At 71.3% G+C, this 24,464-nt stretch carries 25 protein-coding genes; 13 read left to right on the forward strand and 12 right to left on the reverse strand.

Features of this window, described 5'->3' with window-relative positions:
* Positions 1-140: 140 nt before the first annotated feature.
* The 4 genes from OHS58_RS41885 to OHS58_RS41900 all read right to left on the reverse strand — a co-directional run bounded on the left by OHS58_RS41885 (position 141) and on the right by OHS58_RS41900 (position 4,106).
* Positions 141-1,007 (reverse strand): aldehyde dehydrogenase family protein, encoded by an 867-nt coding sequence (locus tag OHS58_RS41885; protein ID WP_326955974.1) that lies wholly within the window; start codon positions 1,005-1,007, stop codon positions 141-143.
* Positions 1,000-2,433, reverse strand: coding sequence for an aldehyde dehydrogenase family protein (locus OHS58_RS41890; RefSeq protein ID WP_328645978.1), 1,434 nt, complete (start codon positions 2,431-2,433; stop codon positions 1,000-1,002). The genes OHS58_RS41885 and OHS58_RS41890 overlap by 8 nt, the downstream gene beginning before the upstream one ends.
* Entirely contained in the window at positions 2,433-3,407 is a 975-nt protein-coding gene (deoC, locus tag OHS58_RS41895) for a deoxyribose-phosphate aldolase (protein ID WP_326946154.1), read from the reverse strand. The genes OHS58_RS41890 and deoC overlap by 1 nt, the downstream gene beginning before the upstream one ends.
* A gap of 84 nt (positions 3,408-3,491) precedes the next feature.
* Positions 3,492-4,106 carry a DUF1707 SHOCT-like domain-containing protein gene (locus OHS58_RS41900; RefSeq protein WP_328649942.1) on the reverse strand — a complete coding sequence of 205 codons (615 nt, stop codon included), beginning with the start codon at positions 4,104-4,106 and terminating at the stop codon, positions 3,492-3,494.
* Between the two features lie 93 nt (positions 4,107-4,199).
* Here OHS58_RS41900 and OHS58_RS41905 point away from each other — a divergent pair, with 93 nt between their 5' ends.
* From OHS58_RS41905 to OHS58_RS41925, 5 genes are read left to right on the forward strand one after another with little or no spacing between them, the layout of a single operon-like run.
* Positions 4,200-4,637, forward strand: coding sequence for a protein-tyrosine phosphatase family protein (locus OHS58_RS41905; protein WP_326946155.1), 438 nt, complete (start codon positions 4,200-4,202; stop codon positions 4,635-4,637).
* Between the two features lie 5 nt (positions 4,638-4,642).
* The gene (upp, locus tag OHS58_RS41910; protein WP_328645979.1) at positions 4,643-5,266 is read left to right on the forward strand and encodes a uracil phosphoribosyltransferase; all 624 of its coding nucleotides are present in this window, start codon (positions 4,643-4,645) and stop codon (positions 5,264-5,266) included.
* A 2-nt stretch (positions 5,267-5,268) separates the two neighbouring features.
* On the forward strand, positions 5,269-6,243 hold the full coding sequence (locus OHS58_RS41915) for a pentapeptide repeat-containing protein (RefSeq protein ID WP_328645980.1): 975 nt from the start codon (positions 5,269-5,271) through the stop codon (positions 6,241-6,243).
* Complete coding sequence (locus OHS58_RS41920; RefSeq protein ID WP_328645981.1) at positions 6,240-6,815, forward strand: RNA polymerase sigma factor; 576 nt, start codon at positions 6,240-6,242, stop codon at positions 6,813-6,815. The genes OHS58_RS41915 and OHS58_RS41920 overlap by 4 nt, the downstream gene beginning before the upstream one ends.
* Positions 6,812-8,053, forward strand: coding sequence for a hypothetical protein (locus tag OHS58_RS41925; protein WP_328645982.1), 1,242 nt, complete (start codon positions 6,812-6,814; stop codon positions 8,051-8,053). The genes OHS58_RS41920 and OHS58_RS41925 overlap by 4 nt, the downstream gene beginning before the upstream one ends.
* Here OHS58_RS41925 and OHS58_RS41930 read toward each other — a convergent pair.
* Positions 8,026-8,640 (reverse strand): TetR/AcrR family transcriptional regulator, encoded by a 615-nt coding sequence (locus OHS58_RS41930; protein WP_328645983.1) that lies wholly within the window; start codon positions 8,638-8,640, stop codon positions 8,026-8,028. The two genes, OHS58_RS41925 and OHS58_RS41930, sit on opposite strands and share 28 nt — an antisense overlap.
* A gap of 84 nt (positions 8,641-8,724) precedes the next feature.
* On the opposite strand from OHS58_RS41930, the gene OHS58_RS41935 reads away from it, so the two are divergent.
* The 8 genes from OHS58_RS41935 to OHS58_RS41970 all read left to right on the forward strand — a co-directional run bounded on the left by OHS58_RS41935 (position 8,725) and on the right by OHS58_RS41970 (position 17,379).
* Positions 8,725-9,126, forward strand: a complete 402-nt coding sequence (locus tag OHS58_RS41935; RefSeq protein ID WP_326955967.1) for a MerR family transcriptional regulator — start codon at positions 8,725-8,727, stop codon at positions 9,124-9,126.
* Complete coding sequence (locus tag OHS58_RS41940) at positions 9,123-10,100, forward strand: aldo/keto reductase (RefSeq protein WP_328645984.1); 978 nt, start codon at positions 9,123-9,125, stop codon at positions 10,098-10,100. Before OHS58_RS41935 ends, OHS58_RS41940 begins: the two co-directional genes overlap by 4 nt.
* Before the next feature lie 136 nt (positions 10,101-10,236).
* Positions 10,237-11,793: an NAD(P)-binding domain-containing protein gene (locus tag OHS58_RS41945; protein ID WP_442875498.1), complete on the forward strand. Its 1,557-nt coding sequence runs from the start codon at positions 10,237-10,239 to the stop codon at positions 11,791-11,793.
* Complete coding sequence (locus OHS58_RS41950) at positions 11,793-12,863, forward strand: alpha-hydroxy acid oxidase (RefSeq protein WP_326946164.1); 1,071 nt, start codon at positions 11,793-11,795, stop codon at positions 12,861-12,863. Before OHS58_RS41945 ends, OHS58_RS41950 begins: the two co-directional genes overlap by 1 nt.
* Entirely contained in the window at positions 12,860-14,185 is a 1,326-nt protein-coding gene (locus OHS58_RS41955; protein ID WP_328645985.1) for a cytochrome P450, read from the forward strand. The genes OHS58_RS41950 and OHS58_RS41955 overlap by 4 nt, the downstream gene beginning before the upstream one ends.
* Positions 14,182-15,462: a cation:proton antiporter gene (locus OHS58_RS41960; RefSeq protein ID WP_328645986.1), complete on the forward strand. Its 1,281-nt coding sequence runs from the start codon at positions 14,182-14,184 to the stop codon at positions 15,460-15,462. Before OHS58_RS41955 ends, OHS58_RS41960 begins: the two co-directional genes overlap by 4 nt.
* 64 nt (positions 15,463-15,526) lie before the next feature.
* The gene (locus tag OHS58_RS41965; RefSeq protein ID WP_326946167.1) at positions 15,527-16,174 is read left to right on the forward strand and encodes a response regulator transcription factor; all 648 of its coding nucleotides are present in this window, start codon (positions 15,527-15,529) and stop codon (positions 16,172-16,174) included.
* Positions 16,175-16,440: 266 nt separating this feature from the next.
* Positions 16,441-17,379: a sensor histidine kinase gene (locus OHS58_RS41970; protein ID WP_328645987.1), complete on the forward strand. Its 939-nt coding sequence runs from the start codon at positions 16,441-16,443 to the stop codon at positions 17,377-17,379.
* A 71-nt stretch (positions 17,380-17,450) separates the two neighbouring features.
* On the opposite strand, the gene OHS58_RS41975 is transcribed toward OHS58_RS41970, so the two are convergent.
* The 7 genes from OHS58_RS41975 to OHS58_RS42005 form a co-directional block, all read right to left on the reverse strand.
* A complete protein-coding gene (locus tag OHS58_RS41975) occupies positions 17,451-18,740 on the reverse strand; it encodes a hypothetical protein (RefSeq protein WP_328645988.1) in 1,290 nt (429 codons plus the stop codon).
* A 59-nt stretch (positions 18,741-18,799) separates the two neighbouring features.
* Positions 18,800-20,089 (reverse strand): histidine--tRNA ligase, encoded by a 1,290-nt coding sequence (hisS, locus tag OHS58_RS41980; protein WP_328645989.1) that lies wholly within the window; start codon positions 20,087-20,089, stop codon positions 18,800-18,802.
* Positions 20,090-20,114: 25 nt separating this feature from the next.
* On the reverse strand, positions 20,115-20,504 hold the full coding sequence (locus OHS58_RS41985; RefSeq protein WP_326946170.1) for a hypothetical protein: 390 nt from the start codon (positions 20,502-20,504) through the stop codon (positions 20,115-20,117).
* A 746-nt stretch (positions 20,505-21,250) separates the two neighbouring features.
* The gene (locus OHS58_RS41990; RefSeq protein WP_328645990.1) at positions 21,251-22,417 is read right to left on the reverse strand and encodes an amidohydrolase family protein; all 1,167 of its coding nucleotides are present in this window, start codon (positions 22,415-22,417) and stop codon (positions 21,251-21,253) included.
* A 1-nt stretch (position 22,418) separates the two neighbouring features.
* A complete protein-coding gene (locus tag OHS58_RS41995; protein ID WP_326946173.1) occupies positions 22,419-23,534 on the reverse strand; it encodes an MAB_1171c family putative transporter in 1,116 nt (371 codons plus the stop codon).
* Positions 23,531-24,052, reverse strand: a complete 522-nt coding sequence (locus tag OHS58_RS42000; protein WP_247060810.1) for a hypothetical protein — start codon at positions 24,050-24,052, stop codon at positions 23,531-23,533. Before OHS58_RS42000 ends, OHS58_RS41995 begins: the two co-directional genes overlap by 4 nt.
* Positions 24,049-24,456, reverse strand: coding sequence for a helix-turn-helix domain-containing protein (locus OHS58_RS42005; protein WP_326946174.1), 408 nt, complete (start codon positions 24,454-24,456; stop codon positions 24,049-24,051). The genes OHS58_RS42000 and OHS58_RS42005 overlap by 4 nt, the downstream gene beginning before the upstream one ends.
* Positions 24,457-24,464 lie beyond the last annotated feature (8 nt).

A 24,464-nucleotide genomic window follows, 5' to 3' on the forward strand; every position in this document is an offset into this window, starting at 1 on the left:
CCGCTCAGCAAGCTCACGGACCGGAACCCGCCGAGCTCCGAGAACACGGCCAGGATGGCTCGCCACCTTTCGCGCGCAACGCGACCAGGGTTGGAAAAGCCACCACCCGGCGACCGGGTGGTGGCTTCACCTGCGAAAACTCAGACGCCCAGTGGGTGCCAGACCGTCTTGGCCTCCAGGTAGCGGCGCAGCCGCGAGAGGTCAGGCGCGACCGTCCAGTCCGGCTCCGATTCCGGGACCGTCAGCACCCGCTTCACCGTGTTCGCCGCCTCTCGCGCCAGGCCCGGGCGGTCCGCGGCCGCGGCTCCTGTGGGGTCCAGGGCGTTGACGTCGCCGTGGGAGGCCAGCCAGGAGCCCAGCTCGGACGCCTGGCCCGTCAGGATGTTCGCCACTCCGCCCGGGACGTCCGATGTCGCCAGGACCTCCGACAACGTGATCGCCGGCAGGGGACGCTCCGCGCTCGAGACCACCACCGCCGTCGAACCCGTGGCCAGGACCGGGGCCAGGACGCTGACCAAGCCCAGCAACGATGACTGCTGCGGCGCCAGGATGCCCACCACGCCCGTCGGTTCCGGGACGGTGAACGAGAAGTACGGGCCCGCCACCGGGTTGGCCGCGCCGAGGACCGTGGCTATCTTGTCCGTCCAGCCCGCGTACCAGACCCAGCGGTCGATCGCGGCGTCCACTGTGGACTCAGCCTTCTTCGGGGCCAGACCCTCCGAAGTGGACACTTCGGTGATGAACTGGTCGCGGCGGCCCTCCAGGACCTCGGCCACCCGGTACAGGACCTGGCCGCGGTTGTACGCCGTCGCCGCGGACCAGCCCGGGAAGGCCTTGCGGGCCGCTACCACCGCGTCGCGGACGTCCTTGCGGGACGCGTGGGCCGCGTTCGCCAGGAACTTGCCCTTCGCGTCCGTCACCGGGTAGACCCGGCCGGACTCCGAACGCGGGAACTTGCCGCCCACGTACAGCTTGTACGTCTTCGCTACGGAGATTCGGTCAGACATTCAGGTACGCCTCCAGCCCGGTGCGGCCGCCTTCGCGCCCGAAACCGGATTCCTGGTAGCCGCCGAACGGCGCGGCGGGGTCGAAGCGGTTGAAGGTGTTGGCCCAGACGACGCCGGCCCGCAGCTGGTTCGCCATCCACAGGATGCGCGAGCCCTTCTCGGTCCAGATCCCGGCCGAAAGCCCGTACGGCGTGTTGTTCGCCTTCGCGACGGCCTCGTCCGGCGTGCGGAACGTCAGCACCGACAGCACCGGGCCGAAGATCTCCTCGCGCGCGATGCGCATCGACTGGTGGACGTTCGCGAACACCGTGGGAGCGAAGAAGAACCCGCGGTCCGGCACCGGGCACGGGCTGGTCCAGCGCTGCGCGCCCTCGGCGTCACCCGCTTCGACGAGCCCGCGGATCTTCGCCAGCTGCTCGGCCGAGTTGATCGCGCCGATGTCGGTGTTCTTGTCCAGCGGGTCGCCCAGGCGCAGCGTCGAGACGCGGTAGCGGAGCTTCTCCAGCACCTCTTCGGCGATGGACTCCTGCACCAGCAGCCGCGAACCCGCGCAGCAGACGTGGCCCTGGTTGAAGAAGATGCCGTTGACGATGCCCTCGATCGCCTGGTCCAGCGGCGCGTCGTCGAAGACGATGTTCGCCGCCTTGCCGCCCAGCTCCAGCGTCAGCTTCTTCGCCGTGCCCGCGACTTCGCGCTGGATCGCCTTGCCGACCTCGGTCGAGCCGGTGAACGCGATCTTGTCGATGTCCGGATGCTCCACAATGGACGCGCCGATGTCGCCCGCGCCCGGCAGGATGTTCACCACGCCCGGCGGCAGCTCGGCCTGCTGGCAGATCTCGGCGAACACCAACGCGGTCAACGGCGTTGTCTCCGCCGGCTTCAGCACCACGGTGTTGCCGGTGGCCAGCGCGGGCGCGATCTTCCAGGCCAGCATCAGCAATGGGAAGTTCCACGGGATGATCTGCCCGGCGACGCCGAGCGGCTGCGGGTTCGGCCCGTAACCGGCGTACTCCAGCTTGTCGGCCCAGCCCGCGTGGTAGAAGAAGTGCGCCGCCGCGGTCGGGACGTCGGAGTCGCGCGACTCCTTGATCGGCTTGCCGTTGTCCAGGCTCTCCAGCACCGCCAGCTCGCGCGAGCGCTCCTGGATCAGCCGCGCGATGCGGAAGAGGTACTTCGCGCGCTCGGTGCCCGGCATCTTCGACCAGACGTTGTTGTACGCCTTGCGTGCGGCCTTGACCGCGGTGTCCACATCGGACTTCGACGCGGTACCGACCTCGGCCAGGACCTCTTCGGTGGCCGGGTTGATCGTCTTGAGCGGCTCACCCGAGCCGTCGACGAATTCGCCGTTGATGAACGGCTTGTAGTGGTCCTTGAGGTTCGCGATGGCCCGGGATTCGGGGGCCGGTGCGTACTCGAAAACGGGCATCAGTCCACCGTCACGTAGTCGGGGCCGCTGTAGTGGCCGTCCACCTGGGTGCGGCGCTGCAGCAGCAGGTCGTTGAGCAGGCTGGACGCGCCGAAGCGGAACAGGTCCGGGGTCAGCCACTGCTCGCCGGCGACCTCGTGCACCGCGACCAGGTACTTGATGGCGTCCTTCGTGGTCCGGATGCCGCCCGCGGGCTTGACGCCGCGCAGCTCGCCGGTGGTCACGTGCCAGTCGTGGACCGCCTGCAGCATGAGGTGCGTGACCGGCAGCGTCGCGGCGGGGGAGACCTTGCCGGTGGACGTCTTGATGAAGTCGCCGCCGGCCAGCAGCGCCAGCCACGACGCGCGCCGCACGTTGTCGTAGGTCGCCAGCTCGCCGGTTTCGAGGATGACCTTCAGGTGGGCGTCGCCGCAGGCGGCCTTGATGGCCTGGATCTCCTCGAAGACGTCCATGTAGCGGCCTTCGAGGAAGGCGCCGCGGTCGATCACCATGTCGACCTCGTGCGCACCCGCGTCGACGGCGATCTTCGTGTCGGCCAGCTTGATCTCGCGGCTGGTGCGGCCCGCGGGGAAGCCGGTCGCGACGCTCGCGACGTGCACACCGCTGCCCTTCAGCGCCTCGACGGCCGTCTCGACCATGTCCGGGTACACGCAGACGGCGGCGACGCGCGGGGTGTCCTGGCGTTCGGGATCGGGGCGGACCGCCTTCGCGGCGAGCGCCCGGACCTTGCCGCGGGTGTCGGCGCCCTCCAGCGTGGTCAGGTCGACCATGGAGATGGCGGTGTCGATGGCCCACCGCTTGGCGTCCTTCTTGATGCTGCGCGTGCCGAGGCCCGCCGCGCGCTGCTCGACGCCGACCTGGTCGACACCGGGCAGCCCGAGCAGGAAGCGGCGCAGGCTCGCTTCGTCGCGAGTCGCGTCCGTCAGCGGTGCCGGGGTGGCCGGCGCCGCTGACGTGCTGGTCGTGGCTGTCATGGGCCTGAGTCTAGGCGGCGGGTCCGACAACGCGAGCCCCCGTTGGGTGTGACGCTGGGTGCATAACGCGTCACATCGTCGAGGTCAGGCGCCTTCGATCTGTGGTGGTTCGCTGCGCTGCGCCGGTTTCCGGTAGACGACCACGCCGCCCCAGAAGCCGAGGCCGTTGATCTTCACCGTCGGCGCTGTCGGCGGGGCCGGGGGTGCTCCCGACTTGTCCTCCAGGATGAAGCCGCCCATGAAGCCGATGCCCGTGACGTCCACGTTGATGTCGTCCGGGACCGTGATCTGGATGCCGCCCATGATGGCGACCGCCGTGATCGTGCAGTGCTTTTCGGCGAACCGCGCTTGGCGGAGGTCGATCTCCGCGCCGCCCCAGAAGGCGAAGCTGTTGTGCTGCGGGGGCAGGACCCAGCTGCCCTTGCGGATCGCGCCGGACATGACGCCGATCGACACCGGGGAGCCCGGGTGGCCGCCGATCCGCTGGTCTGGGAAGCCCAGCGCGCGCGTCGTCGCCTGCTCCATCGCCGCGCCGGTCAACGGGAGGTCCGCCGTCACCGGCTTCAGTTCCCCCAGCGTCTTCGCCGCGTAGACCGTGGTGAGCCGCTCTTCGAGTTCGTTCACCGTGATTCGCCCTTCCGAGAGGGCGTTGTGCAGCACCTGGGCGACGCGCTCACGGTCGGCGTCGGAGGCCCGCATCTGGTCGGGCGTCAGTTCGCTCACCCGGGGGAGCCTAGCGGCGAACGCGACACTGCGTGTCCATCTTCCGGCGGACACGGGCACGATGGGCCGATGGGAGCACCAACGGTCGAATTCCCGGACGGCACCAAGGTCCGCGGGCGCGGTCTCGCGCGCCCCGCGCCGGGTGGGCCGGACCCGGATTTCGGGCTGTACCTGGGGACGCGCCGGTTGCGGCGCAAGCACGGCGGCGGCGTCACCTGGCCGCAGGAGTGGGTCACCTGGCCGGACTTCCTGCTGCCACTGCACCCGAAGGCCGCGCGGGCGTCGATCGTCGCGTTGCACGAGCGGGCGAAGGCGGGCGAAAACGTCGAAGTCGCGTGTTACGGCGGTGCGGGCCGGACCGGGACGGTCATGGCCTGCCTCGCGACGCTCTCCGGCGTCCCGGCCGGAGACGCCGTGGCGTGGGTGCGCGCGAACTACGACGAACGCGCCGTCGAAACCCCCTGGCAGCGCGGCTGGGTGAAACGGTTCGCCGACCGGCTAAGTTGACCCGCATGGATGTGCACGTCGTCGATCACCCCCTCGCGAAGGCCCGGCTCTCCACGATGCGCGACGCGCGCACCGACAGCGCCGCGTTCCGGGCCGCGCTGCACGAGCTGACCGTCATGCTGGTCTACGAAGCCACGCGCGACGTGCCGGTCAAGACCGAGCGGATCCACACACCGGTCGCGCGCACCGAGGGCTACAAGCTGGCCAGCCCGCCGTTGCTCGTCCCGGTGCTGCGCGCCGGGCTGGGCATGGCCGACCAGGCGCACAAGCTGATCCCGGACGCGCAGATGGGCTTCGTCGGCCTCGCGCGCGACGAGGAGACGCTGAAGCCGACGCCGTACCTCGAGTCGCTGCCCGAGTCGCTCGCGAACCGGCCGGTGCTGGTGCTCGACCCGATGCTCGCCACCGGCGGCTCGATGGAGTACACGATCCGGCTGCTGACCGACCGCGGCGCCGACGACGTCACGGCGATCTGCGCGCTGGCCGCGCCCGAGGGCATCGCCCACCTGGAGCGGACCGGCCTGCCGGTCCGGGTGGTCACGGCCAGCATCGACGAGCGCCTCAACGACTCGGGCTTCATCGTCCCGGGCCTCGGCGACGCCGGCGACCGCCAGTACGGCGCCGTCTAGCCTTGCCGGTCCTGCGGTGGCGGTGGATCGCGGTGGTCGCGGTCGCCGTCGCGGTCGTCACCGGCGCGTTGCTCTGGCTGTTCCTGGCCTGGTCCGGACGGCCCGACGCGCCGGTGCGGATCGACGCGGTCAAGACGGCGTTCGGCGTCGGCGCGGGGGCCGGCGGGGTGTTCGCGCTGTGGCTGGCGACGCGCCGCCAGCGCACGATGGAGCTGCAGCTGGCCGAGACGACCCGCGTCGCGGGCGTGACCGAGCGGGACCTCGAAGAGCGGCGCGTCACCGAGCTGTACACGAAGGCCGTGGAGCAGCTCGGCAACGACAAGGCGCCGGTCCGGCTCGGCGGGCTGTACGCGCTGGAGCGGCTCGGCCAGGACAACCCGAAGCAGCGTCAGACGATCGTCAACGTGCTGTGCGCCTACCTGCGGATGCCGTTCGCCGGCCCGCCCGACGGACTGCGTGGCCGGTCCGCCGCGGAACTCAGCGAGACGCCCGGGTACGACGACGCCGAGCTGCAGGTCCGGCTGGCCGCCCAGGAACTGCTCAAGACGCACCTGGGTCACGACGAACCGGGTTACTGGCCGGGGCTGGCGATCGACCTGCAGCGGGCTGTGCTCGTCGACTTCCGGCTGAGCGGCTGCACGGTCGCGGCCGCGGACTTCAGCCGCGCGACGTTCTTCGGCGCGGTCCACATCCGCGGCACGACCTTCACGCGCCAGGCCGGGTTCTACGGCACGGAGTTCACCTCGACGGCGAACTTCGACCAGTCGGTCTTCGCGGAGGGCGCCTTCTTCTCCTGGGCGCACTTCGCCCGTGAGGTCCGCTTCACCCGGACGCGCTCGGGCGGCCGGTTCCAGTTCTCCCACACGGCTTTCGACGCCGAAGTCCTCTTCGACGGCGGCGAGCACGCGGACATCGACCTCGGCGACGCGCGGTTCGGCGCAACACCCGCGGCGGTGCCGGCCACAGACGAGGTGTGAGCAGCCATCTGGGGGTACCGGTGGACCAGGCCGGTGACCGCGAACTGTGGGACCGGGCGGCCGGCGGTGACGAAGGCGCGTTCGGCGAGCTGTTCGAGCGGCACGCCGAGGCCGTCTGGAACCACGCGTACCGGCTGACCGGGTCGTGGTCCGGCGCCGAAGACCTGACGTCCACGACGTTCCTGACCGCGTGGCGCCGCCGCGCCGACGTCACCCTGGTGCGCGACAGCGCGTTGCCGTGGCTCTACACGGTCGCGGGCAACGCCGCCCGCGACGAATACCGCGGCGCGAAACGGCGGTTGCGATTGCTCCGGCGGATCCCGGACCCGCCGGTGGTGTCCGACCACGCCGACGCCGTCGCCGAGCAGCTCGACGGCGAGCAGCGGCTGCGGCGGATCGTCGAGGCCGTCCGGACGCTGCCGAGGGCGCAGCGCGAAGTCGTCGAACTCTGCCTGCTCGGCGACCTGAGCACCGGGGACGCGGCCGCGTTGCTGACCGTCGCCGAGGGCACCGTCCGCTCCCACTTGTCCCGGGCCCGCGCCCGGCTGCGTGCCCTGCTGGAGGAGAAATGAGCATCGAAGATCTCCCGGCGCGGCGTGCGCTGCCGGACGACGTCCGCGACCGGCTGCGGACGAGCGTCCACGAGGGCATCGCGAAGCCACACCGGAAGACGCACGTCTGGTACGCCGCGGCGGCCGCGGTGCTTGTTCTGGCCGCCGGTGCCGTGGTCGTGACGCGGCAGGTGCGGCCGCCTGCCGACACCGCGCCGGCGGTCACCGGCGGTGGTGGCCTGACGCTCGACGCCGAGCTGGCGACCGCGTCGCTGGACCGCTGCTGGGCTGCGGTCCGAGCGGCAGGCAAGACCGATCGGGTGCCGCCGCGCGCGGAGTGGGTCCCGCTGTTCACCGCGGAACAGGAGGGCGACGCGGTGGTCGCGGCGACCGCCGCCGGCAAGCCGCTGTTCTGCGAGACGACCGGGACGACCGTGACACTGTCGGATCCGGGAGCCACACCCGCGTACGCGCCCGGCACGCGGACCGGGCTGCTGCTGCGCAGCGCGACCGGGCTGGCGGCCGGCGTCGTCGATCCGGCCTTGCCGCGGGCGGACTTCATCGTGAAGACGGGCGGTGGTTCGGTGAGTTCGTGGCGGCTCCGCTTTTCCCCGGTCAGCCGTCAGTTCGTGGCGTTTACCGGGGCGCTGCCGGCGAAGTCGGAAGTGGCCGTCGGGGACCGGCGGGCGAATGCGCTGCCGGACGCGCCGGCGCCCCTGCTCGCGGTGACCGACCGCCCGGAACCGGCCGACCGCACCTCCGCCGCGGGCCGGGCCCTGGGCGAGTGCCTCACCGACGCCGACGTGGTGATCCCGGATGCCGCGGCCTACCGGCCGGGACCGTTGCTGAAGGAAGGCGGCTACCAGGTCGTCATGGGGGGCCGGGGTGACCGGGTGATCGTCTGCACCCGGGAGCCGGACTACTGGCGGCCGGGGACGCAGGCCCGCGCCTACCCCGACCTGGCTGGCAATCGCCAGGTCCCGGCCCGGGTGCTACCGGTGGACACGCTCGGCAGCCCCGAAGCGGGGGCGGCGCCAGGGATCGCCCGCATGCCGCTCGCCGTGGTGCTGCCCGCTTCAGCGACCTCGGCCGGGTTCGAGTTCGGCACCGGTAGCGGCGGCGACCTGGTGGTCACCGACGGGATGGCGCTCGGCTGGGTGCCGCGCGGTTACGCCGGGAAGGCCGACGCGAAGGTGCACGTCCGGGCGTTCGACGCGCACGGCGCGGTCGTCTACGACGGGACGCTGCCGCTGGTGTGAGCCAGCCAGCCGGAGGCGTTCGCGCGCAGGGCGGTCTCGTACGTGCTCGTGACGTCGAACTCCTCCGGCAGGTTGCCGGTCAGCTCCAGCGAGACGAGCCCGTGCACGAACGCCCAGCAGGCGACCGCGACCGTCTCCGGCGGGACGTCGACGAAGACGCCGTCGGCGATGGCCTGGCGGATGATGAGCTCCAGCGGCTTGAGCGTCTCGCGGGCGAGTTCTTCGGCGTCCTCGTTGGGCTCGAACCCGGGGACGGACCTGGTGAACATGATCCCGTAGAGGTTCGGGTCGGCCAGCGCGCTCGCGCGGTAAGCGCTTCCCAGCGTCACGAGGTCCTCGACGGCGTCACCGGACAGCGGGGTCCCGGCCATCCGGACGCCGAACCGGCGGAACCCCTCCGTGTAGAGCGCGTTCACCAGATCGGGTTTGCTGCCGAACAGGGAGTACACGGCGGTGGTCGACGTCCCGGCGTCGGCGGCCAGCTTCCGCAGGGAAAGCGCCTTCGGCCCGTCGGCGGCGATCAGCTCACCGGCGCGGTCGAGGAGCTTCAGCCGGAGCGCTTCGTCGTGCGTACGTGGTCGAGCCATGCACGCAGCGTATCGGAACGCTGTTATGAATAGCCAGAGCGTGGAGTTGACCTGGAGTGCACTCCAGGTCGTAGTGTCGAGGTCATGAGCTACTCGATAGCGGAAGCCGCTCGACGTAGCGGGCTGTCCATCGACACCCTCCGGTACTACGAGCGCATCAAACTGCTCGACCCGCCCGCCCGCGACACCGCGGGCCGCCGGGCGTACTCCGACGACGACCTCGGCTGGCTGGGGTTCCTGACCAAGCTCCGCACGACCGGGATGCCCATCAAGAGCATGCGCGAGTACGCGTCGCTGCGCCGCCACGGCGTCGCCAGCGCGGGCCGCCGCAAGGCGCTCCTGGTGGAACAGCGCCGGTCGGTCGCCGAGCGGATCGCCGAGCTGCAGGGCTGCCTCGACGTCCTCGACTACAAGATCGACAACTACGCCCAGGTCGAGCAGCGCGTGCTCGGCATCGAACCCGGCAGGGAGGAAATCTCCGCATGAAGACGAGGAAGCTCGGCGGACTGGAAGTCGGTGCGCAGGGGCTGGGCTGCATGGGCATGAGCCAGGCGTACGGCGTCTTCGACAACGAAGACGAGTCGATCGCGACGGTCCACCGGGCCCTCGACCTCGGCGTCACGCTGCTGGACACGGCGAACGTCTACGGCGGCGGCGTCAACGAAGAGCTCGTCGGCCGCGCGATCGCCGGCCGCCGCGACGAGGTCGTGCTCGCGACGAAGTTCGGCATCGTCTGGACCGACGGCGCGATGAGCGCCCGCGGCGACGCCGAGTACGTCAAGCAGTCGTGCGACGAGTCGCTGCGGCGCCTCGGGGTCGACCACATCGACCTCTACTACCAGCACCGCGTCGACCCGGACACGCCGATCGAGGAAACCTGGGGCGCGCTGGCTTCGCTGGTGGAGGCGGGCAAGATCCGTTACGCGGGCATCTCGGAGGCGAGCGCCGCGACGATCCGCGCCGCGCACGCCGTGCACCCGGTGACCGCGCTGCAGAGCGAGTGGTCCCTGTGGACGCGCGGCATCGAAGGCGAAATCCTCGACACGTGCCGCGAGCTGGGCATCGGCGTCGTCCCGTTCTCCCCGCTGGGCCGGGGTTTCCTGACCGGCGCGGTGACGTCGGTGAAGGACCTGCCGGAGGGCGACATGCGCCGCGGCCTGCCGCGCTTCGCCGACGGCAACATCGAGCGCAACATGGCGATCGTCGACGCGCTGCGCAAGCTCGCCGAGGAGAAGGGCGTCACCGCCGGCCAGCTCGCGCTGGCGTGGGTCCAGTCCCACGGCGAGGACGTCGTCCCGATCCCGGGGACGAAGCGGCGCAAGTACCTGGAGGAGAACGTCGCGGCGGCATCGCTGGATCTGACGGCGACGGACATCGAAGCCATCGAAGCGGCAGCCCCGGCGGACGCGATCGCGGGAGAGCGCTACCCGGAACGCCTGGCCCGCGCAGCCGGCAAGTAACGCACGCCCCGGCCCGTCGTGAGTGGTTAGGGCGGTTAGAACCGCCCTAACCACTCACGAGGCCGGGCACGCTGGGAGTTGCCTCTGAAGGTTTTCTGAGATCTCCGGGCCAGGCTCGGTCCCGATCATGCGGTCGGTGCCGAGCCTGGAGGTCTTCGTGTCCGAGGAAGTTCTCGACTATCTGGTCGTCGGCGCGGGGCCGGCCGGGTTGCAGCTGGGGCAGTTCCTCGGCCACGCCGGCCGGCGGTACCTCGTGCTGGAGGGCGGGTCCGCGCCCGGCACGTTCTTCGGCACCTACCCGCGGCACCGGACGCTCATCTCGATCAACAAGAAGTACACCGGCTGGACCGACCCGGAGCTGAACCTCCGGATGGACTGGAACTCGATTCTCGCCGACGGCGACGACAAGCCGGTGCTCTTCACCGACTACAGTGAGAAGCTCTTCCCGGTCGCCGAGGATCTGCTCCGCTACCTCGCCGATTACACGGCGAAGCACCAGATCAACGTCCGGTACGACACGCGCGTGACGCGCATCGGGCGTGACGGCGAAATCTTCGTGGTCGCCGCCGGTGACGCCGAGTTCCGCGCCCGACGGCTGGTCATGGCCACCGGCGTCAGCAAGTCCTACACCCCGGACATCCCCGGGATCGAGCTCGCCGACCAGTACTCCGACGTCTCCGTCGACCCGCAGGAGTTCAAGAACCAGCGGGTCCTGGTGCTGGGCAAGGGGAACTCCGCCTTCGAGACGGCGGACAACCTGATCGAGACGGCCGCGATCGTGCACGTCGGCGGCCCGCGGCCGGTGAAACTGGCCTGGCGCACGCACTTCGTCGGGCACCTCCGCGCGTACAACGCGGGCATCCTCGACATGTACCAGCTCAAGCTGCAGCACGCGATCCTCGACGGCGACGTCCGCGAGATCCGCAAGGACGCCGACGGCTACCACGTCAAGTACGCCTTCGCCCGGGTCGACGAGATCGTCAAGGAGATCCGCTACGACCGCGTGATCATCTGCACCGGCTTCCGCTTCGACGCCGACGTCTTCGACGACGACACGCGCCCGCAGCTCACCATCAACGACCGCTTCCCGGCGCAGACGTCCAGCTGGGAGTCGGTCAACGTGCCCGGCCTCTACTTCGCCGGCACGATCACGCAGGTCCGCGACTTCAAGAAGGCCACCAGCGCGTTCATCCACGGCTTCCGCTACGGCGTCCGCGCGCTGGCCAAGGTCCTCGGCGAGCGCTACCACGGGACGCCGTGGCCGAGCACCGAGCTGCCTGCGAAACCGGACGCGCTGACCGAGGCCGTGATCACCCGGATCAACCGGACTTCCGCGCTGTACCAGCAGTTCGGCTTCCTCGGCGACGTCCTCACGATCGACGGCGACACCGCGCGCTACCTCGAAGAGGTGCCGGTGGCGCGGGTACTGGACGACCCGCCGGAGAACGCTTTCGTCGTCACCCTCGACTACGGCCCGGACCACGACAAGATCGACCCGTTCGACTTCGTCGCCCGTGCCAGCCAGGACCAGGCCAACGACCACGGCGAGGGCCACTACCTGCACCCGATCGTCCGGCACTACCGCCGCGGCGAGCTGGTCGCCACCCACCACGTGACCGAGAACCTCGAGAACGAGTGGGACCGGGAAGTCCACATCGGACCGCTGACCGCGTTCTTCACCAAGGAGTTGTGATGCGCACGATCGCGGAGTTCGAGGCGGTGGCGCGGCAACGGCTCGAACCGGCGCACTACGACTACTACGCGGGCGGCGCGCAGGACGAGATCACCCTCGCCGAGAACGAAAGCGCGTTCCGGAAGCTGAAGCTGCTGCCCCGCGTCCTGCGCGGCAGCGACAAGCGGGACCTGAGCATCGAGCTGCTCGGCTCCCAGGCGTCCATGCCGATCCTGATCGCGCCGACGGCGTTCCACCGGCTCGCGCACGCCGACGGCGAGCTCGCGACGGCCCGGGCCGCGGCGCTCGCGGGCACGATCATGATCGTCAGCATGGCCTCGACCACGGCCATCGAGGACGTCGCCGCGGCGGCGCGGGAGGTCGCGCCCGACCCGGCCCTGTGGTTCCAGCTCTACCTGCAACCGGACCTCGAGTTCACCGAGGCGATCGTGCGGCGCGCCGAAGCCGCCGGCGTCAAGGCGTTCGTCGTCACCGTGGACTCCCCGGTGCTCGGCCGCCGCGAGCGCGACGACCGCAACGACTTCCACGACCTGCCGTCGGGATTTGCCGTCGAGAACCTGCGCGATATCGGCGAGAACCGCAGCGGCGGCAACGCCAGCCACGTCCGCGACATCGTCATGTCGGCCGGGCTGAACTGGGAGCACATCGCCTGGCTGCGCTCGAAGACGAAGCTCCCGGTGCTGATCAAGGGCGTCCTGCACCCCGAGGACGCGCGCCTCGCGGTGCACCACGGCGTCGCCGGGATCGTCGTGTCCAACCACGGCGGCCGTCAGCTCGACACCGTCCCGGCCACCATCGACGTCCTCCCCGAGATCGCGGCGGCCGTCGGCGGGGCGATGCCGGTGCTGCTCGACGGCGGGATCCGCCGCGGCACCGACGTCGTCAAGGCCCTGGCGCTCGGCGCGGACGCGGTCGGCGTCGGCCGTCCCGTGGTGTGGGGACTCGCCGCGGGCGGGCGCGAGGGCGTCTCGAAGGTGCTGGAACTGCTGCGGGAGGACTTCGACCAGGCGCTCGCGATGTGCGGCGGGCGGCAGCCGGCGGATCTCACTCCGGACCAGGTGCGCCGATGATCGGGAAAGCGCTTGCCGCGGCGGCCCTGGCCACCGCGCCCGCGTGGCTGCCCGGCCGGGTCGTCGCGCTGCGGGTGAAGATCTTCTCGCTGGTCAACGGCGAGGACACGGTGACGATCCCGGGCGAGCAGGTCGGCGCCGAGGACTTCCGGCGCGTCTACGCCGACCCGGCGGCGAACGGCCGCAGCCGCGGCGCGGCGCTGTCGGACCTGTTCTGGTACTGGCTCGCGCCGGGCCCGGAGGTGCACCAGGAGCACCTCGAACCGGGGCCGCGCTACGACGAGGTCGCCAAGTGCACCCGGCACATCCTGGTGAAGTCCAAAAAGGACTCCGAGGAGCTGACCCGGCGGGTCGCGACGCACGTGCTGGACCGGCTGGACGGCGGCCTGATCCGGCTGCGCGACGAGATGATGCCGATCTGGGCCGAGCTGTACTACGAGCTGGTCTTCGAAGAACCCTGCCCGCCGGAAGCGCGCGACCTCATCGTGGCGAACGCCGACGACGTCGTCTCGGCCCTGAAGTGCGTGCGGCCGCGGAACATGCGCCGCCGGGCCCGGCTCACGAAGTACCTGCGGCGGCGCCTCGACGACGTCCCGCACCCGCTGCCGGAGTCGCTGACGCCGCAGGAGCAGGTCTACTACCTGCAGGGCACGTTCTTCAACACCGCCGTCGTGCAGATGTCCGAGGCGATGGCGCACCTGCTGATGATCGTCGCGCAGCACCCGGACGTGCAGCGGCGCCTCGCCGAAAACCCGGACGACGACGCCTACTTCGACCGCGTCATCGACGAAGGCCTGCGGACGTACCCGCTCTTCGGCATCGCGCACCGGATCTCGACGGCCGACATCGAGCTGGCGAACCTGACCATCCCGGCCGGCACCGTGCTCTGCTTCAGCTACCCCGACTTCCACCACGCCGGCTTCGAGCACCCGGAGGAGTTCGACCCGGAACGCTGGTGCTCGCACGCCGTCCAGGCCAAGAAGGACGTCAACTTCGTCCCGTTCGGCATCGCCCAGAACCGCGCCTGCCCGGCACGCGGGCTGGCGCCGCTGACCATGCGCGTCGTGGCGCGGGAGGTGCTGCGCCGGTTCAGCCTCGCCTCGACCGCCGGGCACACGCGCTCGATCCCGAACCGCGGTCCCGCGCTGCTCACGCCCGTCGGCGCCCGCCGCAAGCGCGCGCCGCTGGTGTGGCTCGCGGTGCGCGACCGCTGGGAAGACGTCTGGCGCAGCCTCGCCCAGCTCGTGTTCGGCACGTACATGGTCATCGACGCCCGTCGCCAAGCCCTCTGCTCGACCTACTTCGCCGGAGGAAAGTCATGACCCCCACCGAAGCGGCGCCGGCGTTCTTCCTCGCCGTCGCGGTCATCCTCGTGGTCTGCCGGGGCGTCTGCATGGTCGCGGTGCGGCTGGGCCAGCCGCCGGTGGTCGGCGAGATGATCGCCGGCGTGCTGCTCGGCCCGTCGCTGCTCGGGCTGGTCCTGCCGGCCGTGCAGACGGGGTTGTTCCCGGACGGCGTCCGCCCGCTGCTCTACGTCGGCGGCCAGATCGGCCTGGTCATCTACATGTTCGGCGCGGGGTACGAGTTCAGCCTGCGCAGCATCCGCGGCTCGGTGAAGTCGGTCGGCGCGATTTCGGCGGCCGGCACGGTCGTCCCGCTGGCGCTCGGCGTCGGGGTCGCGGTGTTCGGGTCGAGCTGGGCCGGCATCGGCAAGGACGGCGTTTCGCTGGTGACGTCGGCGGCCTTCGTCGGCGTCGCGCTGGCCATCACGGCGTTCCCGATGCTCGCGCGGATCATCACCGAACGCGGGCTCGGCGGGACGCGGTTCGGCTCGCTCGCGCTGGCCTGCGGCGCCCTCGACGACGTTCTGGCGTGGGTCCTGCTGGCCGTCGTGCTCGGCATGCACGCCGACTCGGCCGGGCCGGTGGCCCTCGCCGTCGGCGGCGGGCTGCTGTTCGCGCTGCTGCTGGTGCTCGTCGGGCGCCGGGTGCTCGCGAAGGCGATGGGCAGCGACCGGATCTCCGCCGACCAGAAGATGCTGATCACGGCGTTGACGTTGTTCGCGGCCGCCTGGTTCACCGACATCATCGGCCTGTACGCGGTGTTCGGCGCCTTCTGCGTCGGCATCGTGTTCCCGCGGGTGCCCGCCGCGGACGCCGTGCTCGCGAAGATCATGCCGATCGGGCGGATCGTGTTCCTCCCGCTGTTCTTCACCTATTCCGGCCTGAACACCCGGTTCGCCCTGCTCGCCGACCCGAAGCTGCTGCTGTTCGCGGTGCTCTGCGTCGTGGTCGCGATCATCGGCAAGTTCGGCGCCTGCTGGGGCGCGGCCCGGCTGGTGGGGGAGTCGCAGCCGGTCGCGCTGCGCGTCGGCGCGTTGATCAACGCCCGCGGGCTGATGCAGCTGATCGCGCTCAACGTCGGGCTCGCGGCGGGGATCGTTTCGCCCGCTTTGTTCACCGTGCTGGTGCTGGTCGCTCTGGTGACGACCGTCATGACCGCGCCGGTGCTCAGCTGGCTCGACCGCCGCGATGCCCGCAGAGGGACCACCGAAGTGGTCCTGATGGCGGAACCGGTACCGCTAACCGGGAAAAGTTGAGGGTTCAATACCAGAAAATAACTGCCAGTATGGGGTCGTGCACGATGCGGCGGAGAAACCGAGAGTGCTCCTCGTCGAGGATGACCGCGAACTCGCGGGCCTGCTCGCCGAGCTGCTCGCGGACGAAGGCTACGAGACGGACGCGGCGTACGACGGTCAGCGGGGGTTGCACCTCGGTCTCACCGGGCGGTACGACGTGATGATCATCGACCGCCGGTTGCCGGTGCTCGACGGCCTGGAGCTGCTCGCCCGGCTCCGGGCCCGGGCGGTGACCACGCGCGTCCTGATGCTGTCGGCGCTGAGCACGCTCGCCGACCGCGTCGGCGGGCTCGACGCCGGCGCCGACGACTACCTCGTCAAGCCGTTCGAGACCGAGGAGCTGCTGGCCCGGCTGCGCGCGCTGGGCCGCCGTGACCTCGACGGCGCCGAGTGCATCCCGCTCGGCACCGCCGCGCTCGACCTGCAGCGCCACGAGGTCGTGCTACCGCGCGGCGAGCGGATCACGTTGTCCGGGCGCGAGTTCGAGCTGCTGCGGGCGCTGGCCCAGCGGCCGAAGGCGATCCACCCGCGGGCGGCGTTGCGCACCCGCGTGTTCGCCGACTCGACCGGTGAGTCCATTGTGGACACCTACGTCTACTACCTGCGGCGCAAGCTCGGCCGGGACGTCGTGCGCACGGTGCATGGGCTCGGCTACCAGATCGGCGCGGTGTGAGACCCCGCGGCGACCCCGGAGACCCCGAAGCCCGCGCCCTGCGCCGGGCGCGGTGGGTGATCACCACGCAGATCGCCGTGGTGGTGTCGCTGCTGGTGGCCGTCGCGGGCGGGATCGCCTACGGGATGCTGCTGTCGGGCCAGCACGCCGACGCCGACCGGACGCTGGCCCGCACGATCGAACTCGGCCCCACCGCGACCCCGCCCGGCTGCGTCTGGCTGTTCACGCCCGCGCTACATGCGCCCGCCGGGCCGTCGCCGGCCGGGGTGCCGGTCGCCGGGCTGGCCGCGCTCACGCCGTCGCCGGGTGATGTCCACACGGAACGCCGCTCGCTCGGCGGCATGACGTACACGATCCGCGTGGAGAACCACGGCGGCGTCGTCTCGCAGGCGTACTTCGAGGAGCGGTACCAGATCCAGGACCGCTCGTCGCTGCTGTTCGGGCTCGGGATCGCCGAGCTGCTGGCGCTGCTGGCGGCGGTGGTGTGCGGCCGGGTGCTGGCGTGCCGGGCGATCCGGCCGCTGGCCGACGCGCTGCGGCGGCAGCGCACGTTCGTCTCGGACGCCTCGCACGAGCTGCGCGCCCCGCTGACCCGGCTGCACACCCGGGCGCAGCTGCTGGCCCGGCGGTCGTCGGAGCGGGACCGCGACGGGCTGGAGCAGCTGGTGCGTGGGACGCGGGAGCTCGGCGAAGTCGTCGAAGACCTGCTGCTGTCCGCGCAGGCGTGCGGTGGCCGGCCGGAGCTGGTGCCGGTGGAGCTGGGCGTGCTGGCCGAGGAAGCGGTCGCGGCCGAGGCGGTGCGCGCGGGGGCGGGCCAGGTCCGGATCGCGGTGACGCGCGAGCGCGGGCCGTACGTCGTCCAGGGCGTCCCGACGGCGTTGCGGCGCGTGCTCTCGGCGTTGCTGGACAACGCACTGGGCCACACCCCGCCGGGCGGTTCGATCGAGGTGTGGCTCGGCCAGCCGGACGACCGGTACGTGGAGCTGCGGGTCCGCGACACGGGCGTCGGCTTCCCGGCGGCGGATTCGGACCGCATCTTCGAGCGCTTCGCCCGCGGCACCGAGGGCGACGGCCGCCGCTTCGGCCTGGGCCTGGCGCTGGTCCGCGAGGTGGTGACGGGCCACGGCGGCACGATCGCCGCCGTCGCCCGCCCCGGCGCCGGAGCGACGTTCACCCTCCGCCTGCTGCGCGCCGACCTCGCCTGACTCACGTGATCAAGGCCGTAACTCGCGTGATCGACGCCGGATCACGTGAGTTCCGGGTCTGATCACGCGAGTTACGTGCTGAAGCCCAGTACGAGGCGGATCTCGCGGGCCAGTGCGGGGTCGAGGTCGGCGTAGATCGCTTCGATGTCCGCGCGCACCTCCGCGGACGGTTTCGTGTAGACGTTCGTCAGGTGCTGCCGGCAGGCTCGCAGGTCCTGGTGCGCGTCGGCGCCCAGGTCCGGGTCGTGCAGCAGGCCGAGGTCGGTGTGCAGCCGCAGCCAGGTGTCCCGGTCGCGCAGCAGGGCCGCGGCCGCCCGTCGCGTGTGGACCGGGTGCTCCGGGCTCAGCAGGACCCGGAGCGCGGGCACGTCGACCAGCGCGGGCTTGCCGCGCAGGAACTCCACGACCTGCCGGGTCACCGCGGGGGACGGGTCGGTCAGCAGCGGCGACACCGCCGTCGACTCCGGCGCCACCCGGCGCAGGCCGCGGACGGCCAAGGCCCGGAACCGCGGCCGCTCGTCGGTGAGGTTCTGCTCCAGCCGTCCGGCGTCTTCCGACGTCCCGGTCTCGCCGAGCCCGGCGAGCACGCCCGCGGAGATCGGTAGCTCGCGGTAGTGCGCGGCCGGGTCGCCGCCCGCCTTCAGCACCAGCGCTTGCGCCATCGAGCGCACGGCCGACGCCCGGTCGGCGAGGTGAGCCACCGCGGTGTCTTCGCCGAGAAGGGTCAGAGCGCGCATCCGGATCTTCGGCGTCCCGGCGGCGAGCAGTTCCTCGACGGCCGCACCGCGGTCGAGGAGTTCTTCCCCGCAGCGCGATCGGATCCGGAAGTCGTGGTCCGTTGTGGCGATGTCGAGCAGTCGCGCGGCCGGGAGAAGCCCGATCGCCTCACTGTGTGCGAAGCGTCGGCTCTCGCGGTCCGCCAGGGCCAGCGCGTCGTCGAGCAGCCGAGGGGTCAGCGCCTGGCGGAACAGTGTGGTCATCCAGTCGTCGACCTGCCGCCGTCGCAGCACGCCGATCAGCGGCAGCATCGCGCGGAACGCCGGTTCGTCCAGTTTGGACAGTGTCAGCGGCCGCGCGAGATCCCGGATCGGCCGCACCCAGTCGACGCAGCGGATCAGCAACAGGGGCAGTACTTCGGGATCGGTGCGGACCGCGAGCCGCTCGACGGCGGCTTCGCGCAGGCGCCCATTCCCGTGGCACGCGGCCTCGGCCAGTTCGGCCCGCGAAGGACGGCGGCTCAGCCGTGCGTCGTGTCCGGTCCACCACGACCCCCGGAACGCCAGGTCGAACTCCGCCCAGCGCCGGACGTCACCGGCCGCGAACTCGTCGAGATCCTCGACGGTCAGTTCTGTTTCCAGCATCCGGCATTCCCCCTCGGCGCCCAGGATGCCCCGGGCACCGAGGGGGAGTCGAACCGATTTCAGGCCAGCAGCGCGGTGACGGCCGCCGGCGCGTCCGCGATGGCGACCGGGTTCTGCTCGCGCGTGGCGAGGCTGCGGACCGTCACGTTGCCGGCCGCCCAGTCCTCCTGGCCGACGATCACCACCGCGACCGCACCCGCCTTGTCCGCGCGGGTGAGCTCCTTGCCCAGCTTGCGGTGCTCGATCGGCGTCGACGTGCGCAGCCCGGCCTGGCGCAGCGACTGCGCGACCGTGCGGGCGGCGTCCGAGAGGTCTTCGGTGACCGGGATGACCATGACGTCGACCTCGCTGCGCGGGGCCGGGGTGAGGCCGTGCGTCTCGAGGAAGTCGATCAGCGTGACGTCGCCCATGCCGAAGCCGATGCCCGGGATCTGCTGCGCGGTGAACATCGACGCGAGGTCGCTGTAGCGGCCGCCGCCGAACAGGGCGCGGCGGTTCTCCGGCGCGGTGTCGAAGACCTCGAACACGGTCGACGTGTAGTACGCCAGCCCGCGCACGATGATCGGCTCGTACTTGACCAGCGACCCCGCGCTGCTGTTGAGCACCTTCACCAGGTTCGACTGCTCCCGCACCGCCGCCGGCAGCTCCTCCAGGAGCGCCTCGCCCATGTCGAGCGTCTCGGCCAGCTTGTCGAACTGCTTGTCCGACAGGCCGATCTCGCCAGCGCCCTCCGCCAGCTTCTCGCGGGGGTACTTCTCCCAGCGGTCGACCAGCGCGAACACCTGGGAGAGGTGGTCCTCGGAGACGCCGGCGACGTCGGTCAGCGCCGACGTCAGCAGGTTCCGGTCGTTGACGCGCAGCACGAACATGTCCGGCGTCGCGCCCAGCGCGGCCATCATCTCGTGCACCAGCTCGAAGATCTCGATCTCGCAGTTGGCGCTGTCCGAGCCGAAGATGTCCGCGTTGATCTGCCAGTGCTCCCGCACCCGGCCCCGCTGCGGCGCCTCGTACCGGTGGCAGTTCGGGTGGCTGTACCAGCGCACGGGGAACGACAGCGACTTCGCGCTCCCGGCGATCATCCGCGCCACCGACGGCGTCATCTCCGGGCGCAGCGCCAGCCGCCGCCCGTGCTTGTCGGTGAGCGTGTACAGCTGCTTGTCGGCGAGCTCCTGGCCGGACTTGCGTTCGTAGATCTCGGCGGATTCGAGGATCGGGCCGTCGTAGCGGAGGAAGCCGCGGCGCTCGAGGACGTCGTAGAGATGTCCGAACACCTGCGTGCGCACGGACATCTCGGCGGGCAGGAAGTCCCGGGTCCCCTTGTAGGGCGCGGTCGGCAGGTATTCAGGCACGTGACCAGCTTAACGACCGGTTTTGTCAGGGGAATGCGACCCCGTACGCGGTGAGCAGCGTCGCCGCACCGAGCAGCAGAGCACCGACGGACGTCACCCGCCCGCCGAGCTTCCCCCGGTTCGGGAGGAGGTGCAGGAAGAACCCGCCGGACTGCGCCAGGATCCCGAACAGCAACAGGAAACTGCCGATCCACAGGGTGGTGTCGGAGAAGGTCGTGCGGCTCAGGATCTGCAACGCGACCAGGGCGAGGATCAGCAGAACGCCGGCGTGCGCGTGCCCGGCGCGGAACATCGCCCGCTGGTGCTCGGTGAGCTTCCGGTCGCGCATGACGCCCATCAGCGCGTAGCCGCCGTACATCACGGTGGGCAGCGAGACCAGGGCGATCACGGTGAAGAGCTGGATGGGGCCGTGCATCGGGACTCCTTTGTGGTGGGGTGGCGAGAGTTACGGTAACACTGTTTTAAAACGGTGTCACGGAACTTGGGGTTCCCCGATCGGGGAAGCGGCTGGGGGTGACCTTGCCGTAGGGGAGGGGTGGGGGGCGGTGGTGGCGCGTGGGCTGGGCGCGGTTCCAGCCGGGTGGGTGACGTTGGGGGCTGCGCGAGTGGCCCGTTCGTGCCGGAACGGGCGCGAGTGGTCCGTTCGTGCCCCAGCGCGACAGCGCGAGTGGCCCGCTGGTGTTGAGGCTGGGCCGAGTGGCCCGTTCGTGGTGGGGGCGGCGCGAACGGCCCATTCGTGACGTAGAGGGTGCGGTTGGTCCGTTCGCGCGCTCAGCGCTGCGGCGCAAGTGGCCCGTTCGTGCCGAAACGGGCGCGAGTGGCCCTTTCGTGCCCGGCGCGCGATGCGAGCGGTCTGTTCGTGTCGTGTGGAGCGCGAGTGGTCCGTTCGTGCGCGGAGGGTGCGAGTGGCCCGTTCGTGCGCTTGGCGAACCGGCGCGAGTGGTCTGTTCGTGCCGAAGTGGGCGCGAGTGGTCCGTTCGCGTCCAGCGAGTCGGCACGAAAGGTCCGTTCGCGCCGCGAACACAGGCGCGAGTGGACCGTTCGTGCGCTTGGTGAACTGGCGCGAGGGGACCGTTCGCGTGCTTGGCGAACCGGCGCGAGTGGACCGTTCGTGCCGAAACGGGCACGAGTGGCCCGTTCGCGACCGACCGACCGACCGACCTACGCGGCCGCGCGGCCCCGGGCCAGTACCAGCAGCGGGTTCCGCAGCGCTGCGAGTGAAGCCAGCGGATCGCCCTCGACCACCAGCACGTCCGCCGCCAACCCGGCCTCAAGCCGCCCCGTTACAGCCGAAAGACCCAGCCCCGCCGCGCTGTCCTCCGTCGCTATCTCCAGGATCCGGCGGCGGCCGAAGCCGAGCCACTCGTACAGCTCCAGCGCGCCGACCGGGTCGTCGAACACCGAGCCCGGCAAGCCCGCGTCCGTACCGGCCAGCAACCTGACCCCGTGCTCCTCCAGCCACGGCAACCGGCCGTACATCGCCTGTGCCACCTCGGGACCCAGCTTCTCGACGATCGTCCGCCAGTTGCGGCTGCTCGTCGAACACGCCGAAATCCCCCGGGTGGCCATCGCGGCCGCCACCGGATCCCGGCGGTCGAACGTGCGGGGGCCCGTCATGAAACTGCAGTGCTCGATCGTCGACACCCCGGCCTCGACCGCCGCCTCGATCGTGTCGGCGCCGTGGGCGTGGGCCGCTACCGGCAAGCCGTGTGAAGCCGCGTGCGTGACGATCAGTGCCAGCTGCCGGGCGTCGAACTGCGGCTCCCACATGTCCGCGCCGCCCTCGGTGATCTGGCCGCCGGTGGCCATCACCTTGATGACGTCCGCGCCCGCTGCGGCGTTTTCGTCGATCAGGGACCGGATCGACGCGTCGGACGTCGTGGCGCCGCCGAAGAAGTGGCAGTGGCCGTCCGGCACCGTGATCGGCGGGCCGGACACCAGCAGCCGCGGGGCCGCCGCGCCCTCCAGGGACGCCCGCACCGCCGCGCCCAGGTGGCCGCGGTCGCCCAGGTCCCGGACCGTCGTCACGCCGCTGCGCAGCATCGACGCCAGCCGTGCGCGGGCGTCCTCCAAAGAGGGGCCCGCCAGGAAGTGGGCCAGCATCTCGCGTGAGGCGTCGAAGGCCAGGTGCACGTGGGCGTTGAACAACCCCGCCAGTGCCGTGCCGGTCGGGAAGTCGTGCCGGACAGCGCCGGGCGCGGCCTGCGCCAGCACCTCCGCTCGCGGACCCACCGCCACGAGGACGCCGTCGCGCACCAGGATCGCGCCATCCGGAACCGGCGTCGACGGCCGTGGCAGCACCCGGCCGGCCGTGATCAGGGTGTCCACGTCACGCGCCCATCGCGGCCGAGAGCGCGAGCAGCGGCCGGACGTCGGATTCGATGTCGTCGGCTCCCGCGGGCAGCACCTGCTTGGCGCGGCCGTCGCTCTCCTCGCCCGCCGCGTGCCGCCGCAACGCCGTCTTCAACGCGGCCGCCGCGGCGCCCGGGTCGGTGGCGACGACCTCGCCGAAGTCCGCGTCCAGGTACGGGGACAGCTGCACCAGGCCGTCGCGGATCTCGATCACCCGGCGGTAGTAGACGCGGTGCACGGTGCGCGGCGAGAACCGCTCGCGCGGCGGCGTCCGCAGCACGATGCTGGGGAACGCGCCGACCAGGACCGTCCACAGTGGATCGAGGGCCTGGTGCTCGTGCCGGTGCCGCCGTCGCCGCCGCATCGCGGACAGCCGCGCCCGGACGCCGGGGTAGGTGACGCCGGCCAGGAACAACGCGCCGCCGATGATCACGAACGGCACCCCGAGCAGCAGCAGGATCCGGACGACCGGCCCGAACGCCCACGCCACCACGATGTACAGCGCGCGGAAGATGCTGCCGACGGCCGCGCTCGCGAGGCCGACCGCGCTCATCCGCAGCCCGATCCGCAGGTTCCGGTCGGCGACGCGCAGGTAGCGCACGATCCACGCCGTGCAGGCGATCAGGCCGTAGATCAGGTACAGCCCGGCACCCAGGTAGAACAACGCGACGCCGCTGTCGTGGATCGTCGCCGGCCCGAGCGCGGCGCCGCGCAGCTCCGGCGGCGTCAGGTCCATCGCGACGATCATCAGCGCGATCGCCGCGGCCAGCGGCACCAGCTCGACGACCACGCGCCCGTAGCGGCGGATCGGCCCCAGCGCCGAGCCGAGGAAGAACAGGACCAGCGCGCAGACGGCGCAGGCGAGCAGCGCGTTGTTCGCCACCCGCGCGCCGCCGAGGCCGAAGACGGCGTCGAAGGCGTCCGAGATCACCTGTTGCTGGAGGAGGAACGCGGCGGCGAACCCGGCGATGCACGCGGTGACGGACCAGTTGGGCAGGGTCGGCGCCCGGACCAGCTGGTAGATCCGCCACGCCAAAGCCGCGGCGAACAGCACCATCGCGAGAACGTTCACGGGGCTGAAAAGTGTGCTCACAACCACCCTTGGTGATCGCCGAGCGCCCCCTGGATCCGGCGAAGATCCCGGTCCGCAGCGCGCCGCGGGATCGTGTAGTTCAGGACCGACGCCCACTCGAGGATGATGGTCGCGACGGTCTCGGCTTCCCACTCGTGGGCGTCATCGTAGGACGTCCGGCGCAGGGCGCGGTGTACTGCATCCGGGTCAAGATCCGGAGCCGGGCCGCGCAGGAAGTCCGCCGGCTCGGCGTCGCCCTGCGGGTGGTGGTCGGCGAGCATGTGGCCGAGCTCGTGCAGGATGATGTGATCTTGGTGGGGCTTCGTCGTTTCGGCCTGGTAGAAGATGTAGTCGGCCGCCGACGTCGCGATCCAGCAGCCGAACGGCCCCGGGACCTCCAGCGGGTAGGGCATCAGCCGGATCGGCTTGCCCCGCTGCTCGCCCAGCCGCGCGCACAGCTGCTCGACGTCCAGCGGCGGCCCGATGTCGAGGTCCTTCAGCAGCTTCCGGCACCGGCGGCGCAGCTCGCGTTCCTTCATCGCGGCGCGTCCTCCGGATTTCGGCCGTCGCGTTCGGCCCGCTCGTAGCGTTCGACCAGGTCCAGCAGGTCCATCACCTGCCGGCGGCCCTGCGGCGACAGCTCCTGCGCGCGCATCGCCATCAGCTGGGCCTCGCCGGTCGGGGCCGGGCCGGTGGCTTCGGCGTCGAAGAAGTAGGTGACGGGCACGCCGAACAGTCTGGCCAGTGCCTCGACGTAGTGGATCTTCGGGTTCACGCGCTTGCCGGTCGCGAGCTGCTGCAGGTAGGCGGGCGACATCGCCGGCCCGCCGGCGCGCTCGACGGCCGCCGAGATCTCGCGGTAGCTGTGCGGCGCCCGGCCGTCGAGGCGGGCCGCCTCGATAAGGGCAGCAAGGCGTTCCGCGAAGGTGCGTTCCTGTGCCATCCCCGCCC

Origin of the sequence: Amycolatopsis sp. NBC_00348 (assembly GCF_036114655.1) — a bacterium.
Classification (GTDB): domain Bacteria; phylum Actinomycetota; class Actinomycetes; order Mycobacteriales; family Pseudonocardiaceae; genus Amycolatopsis.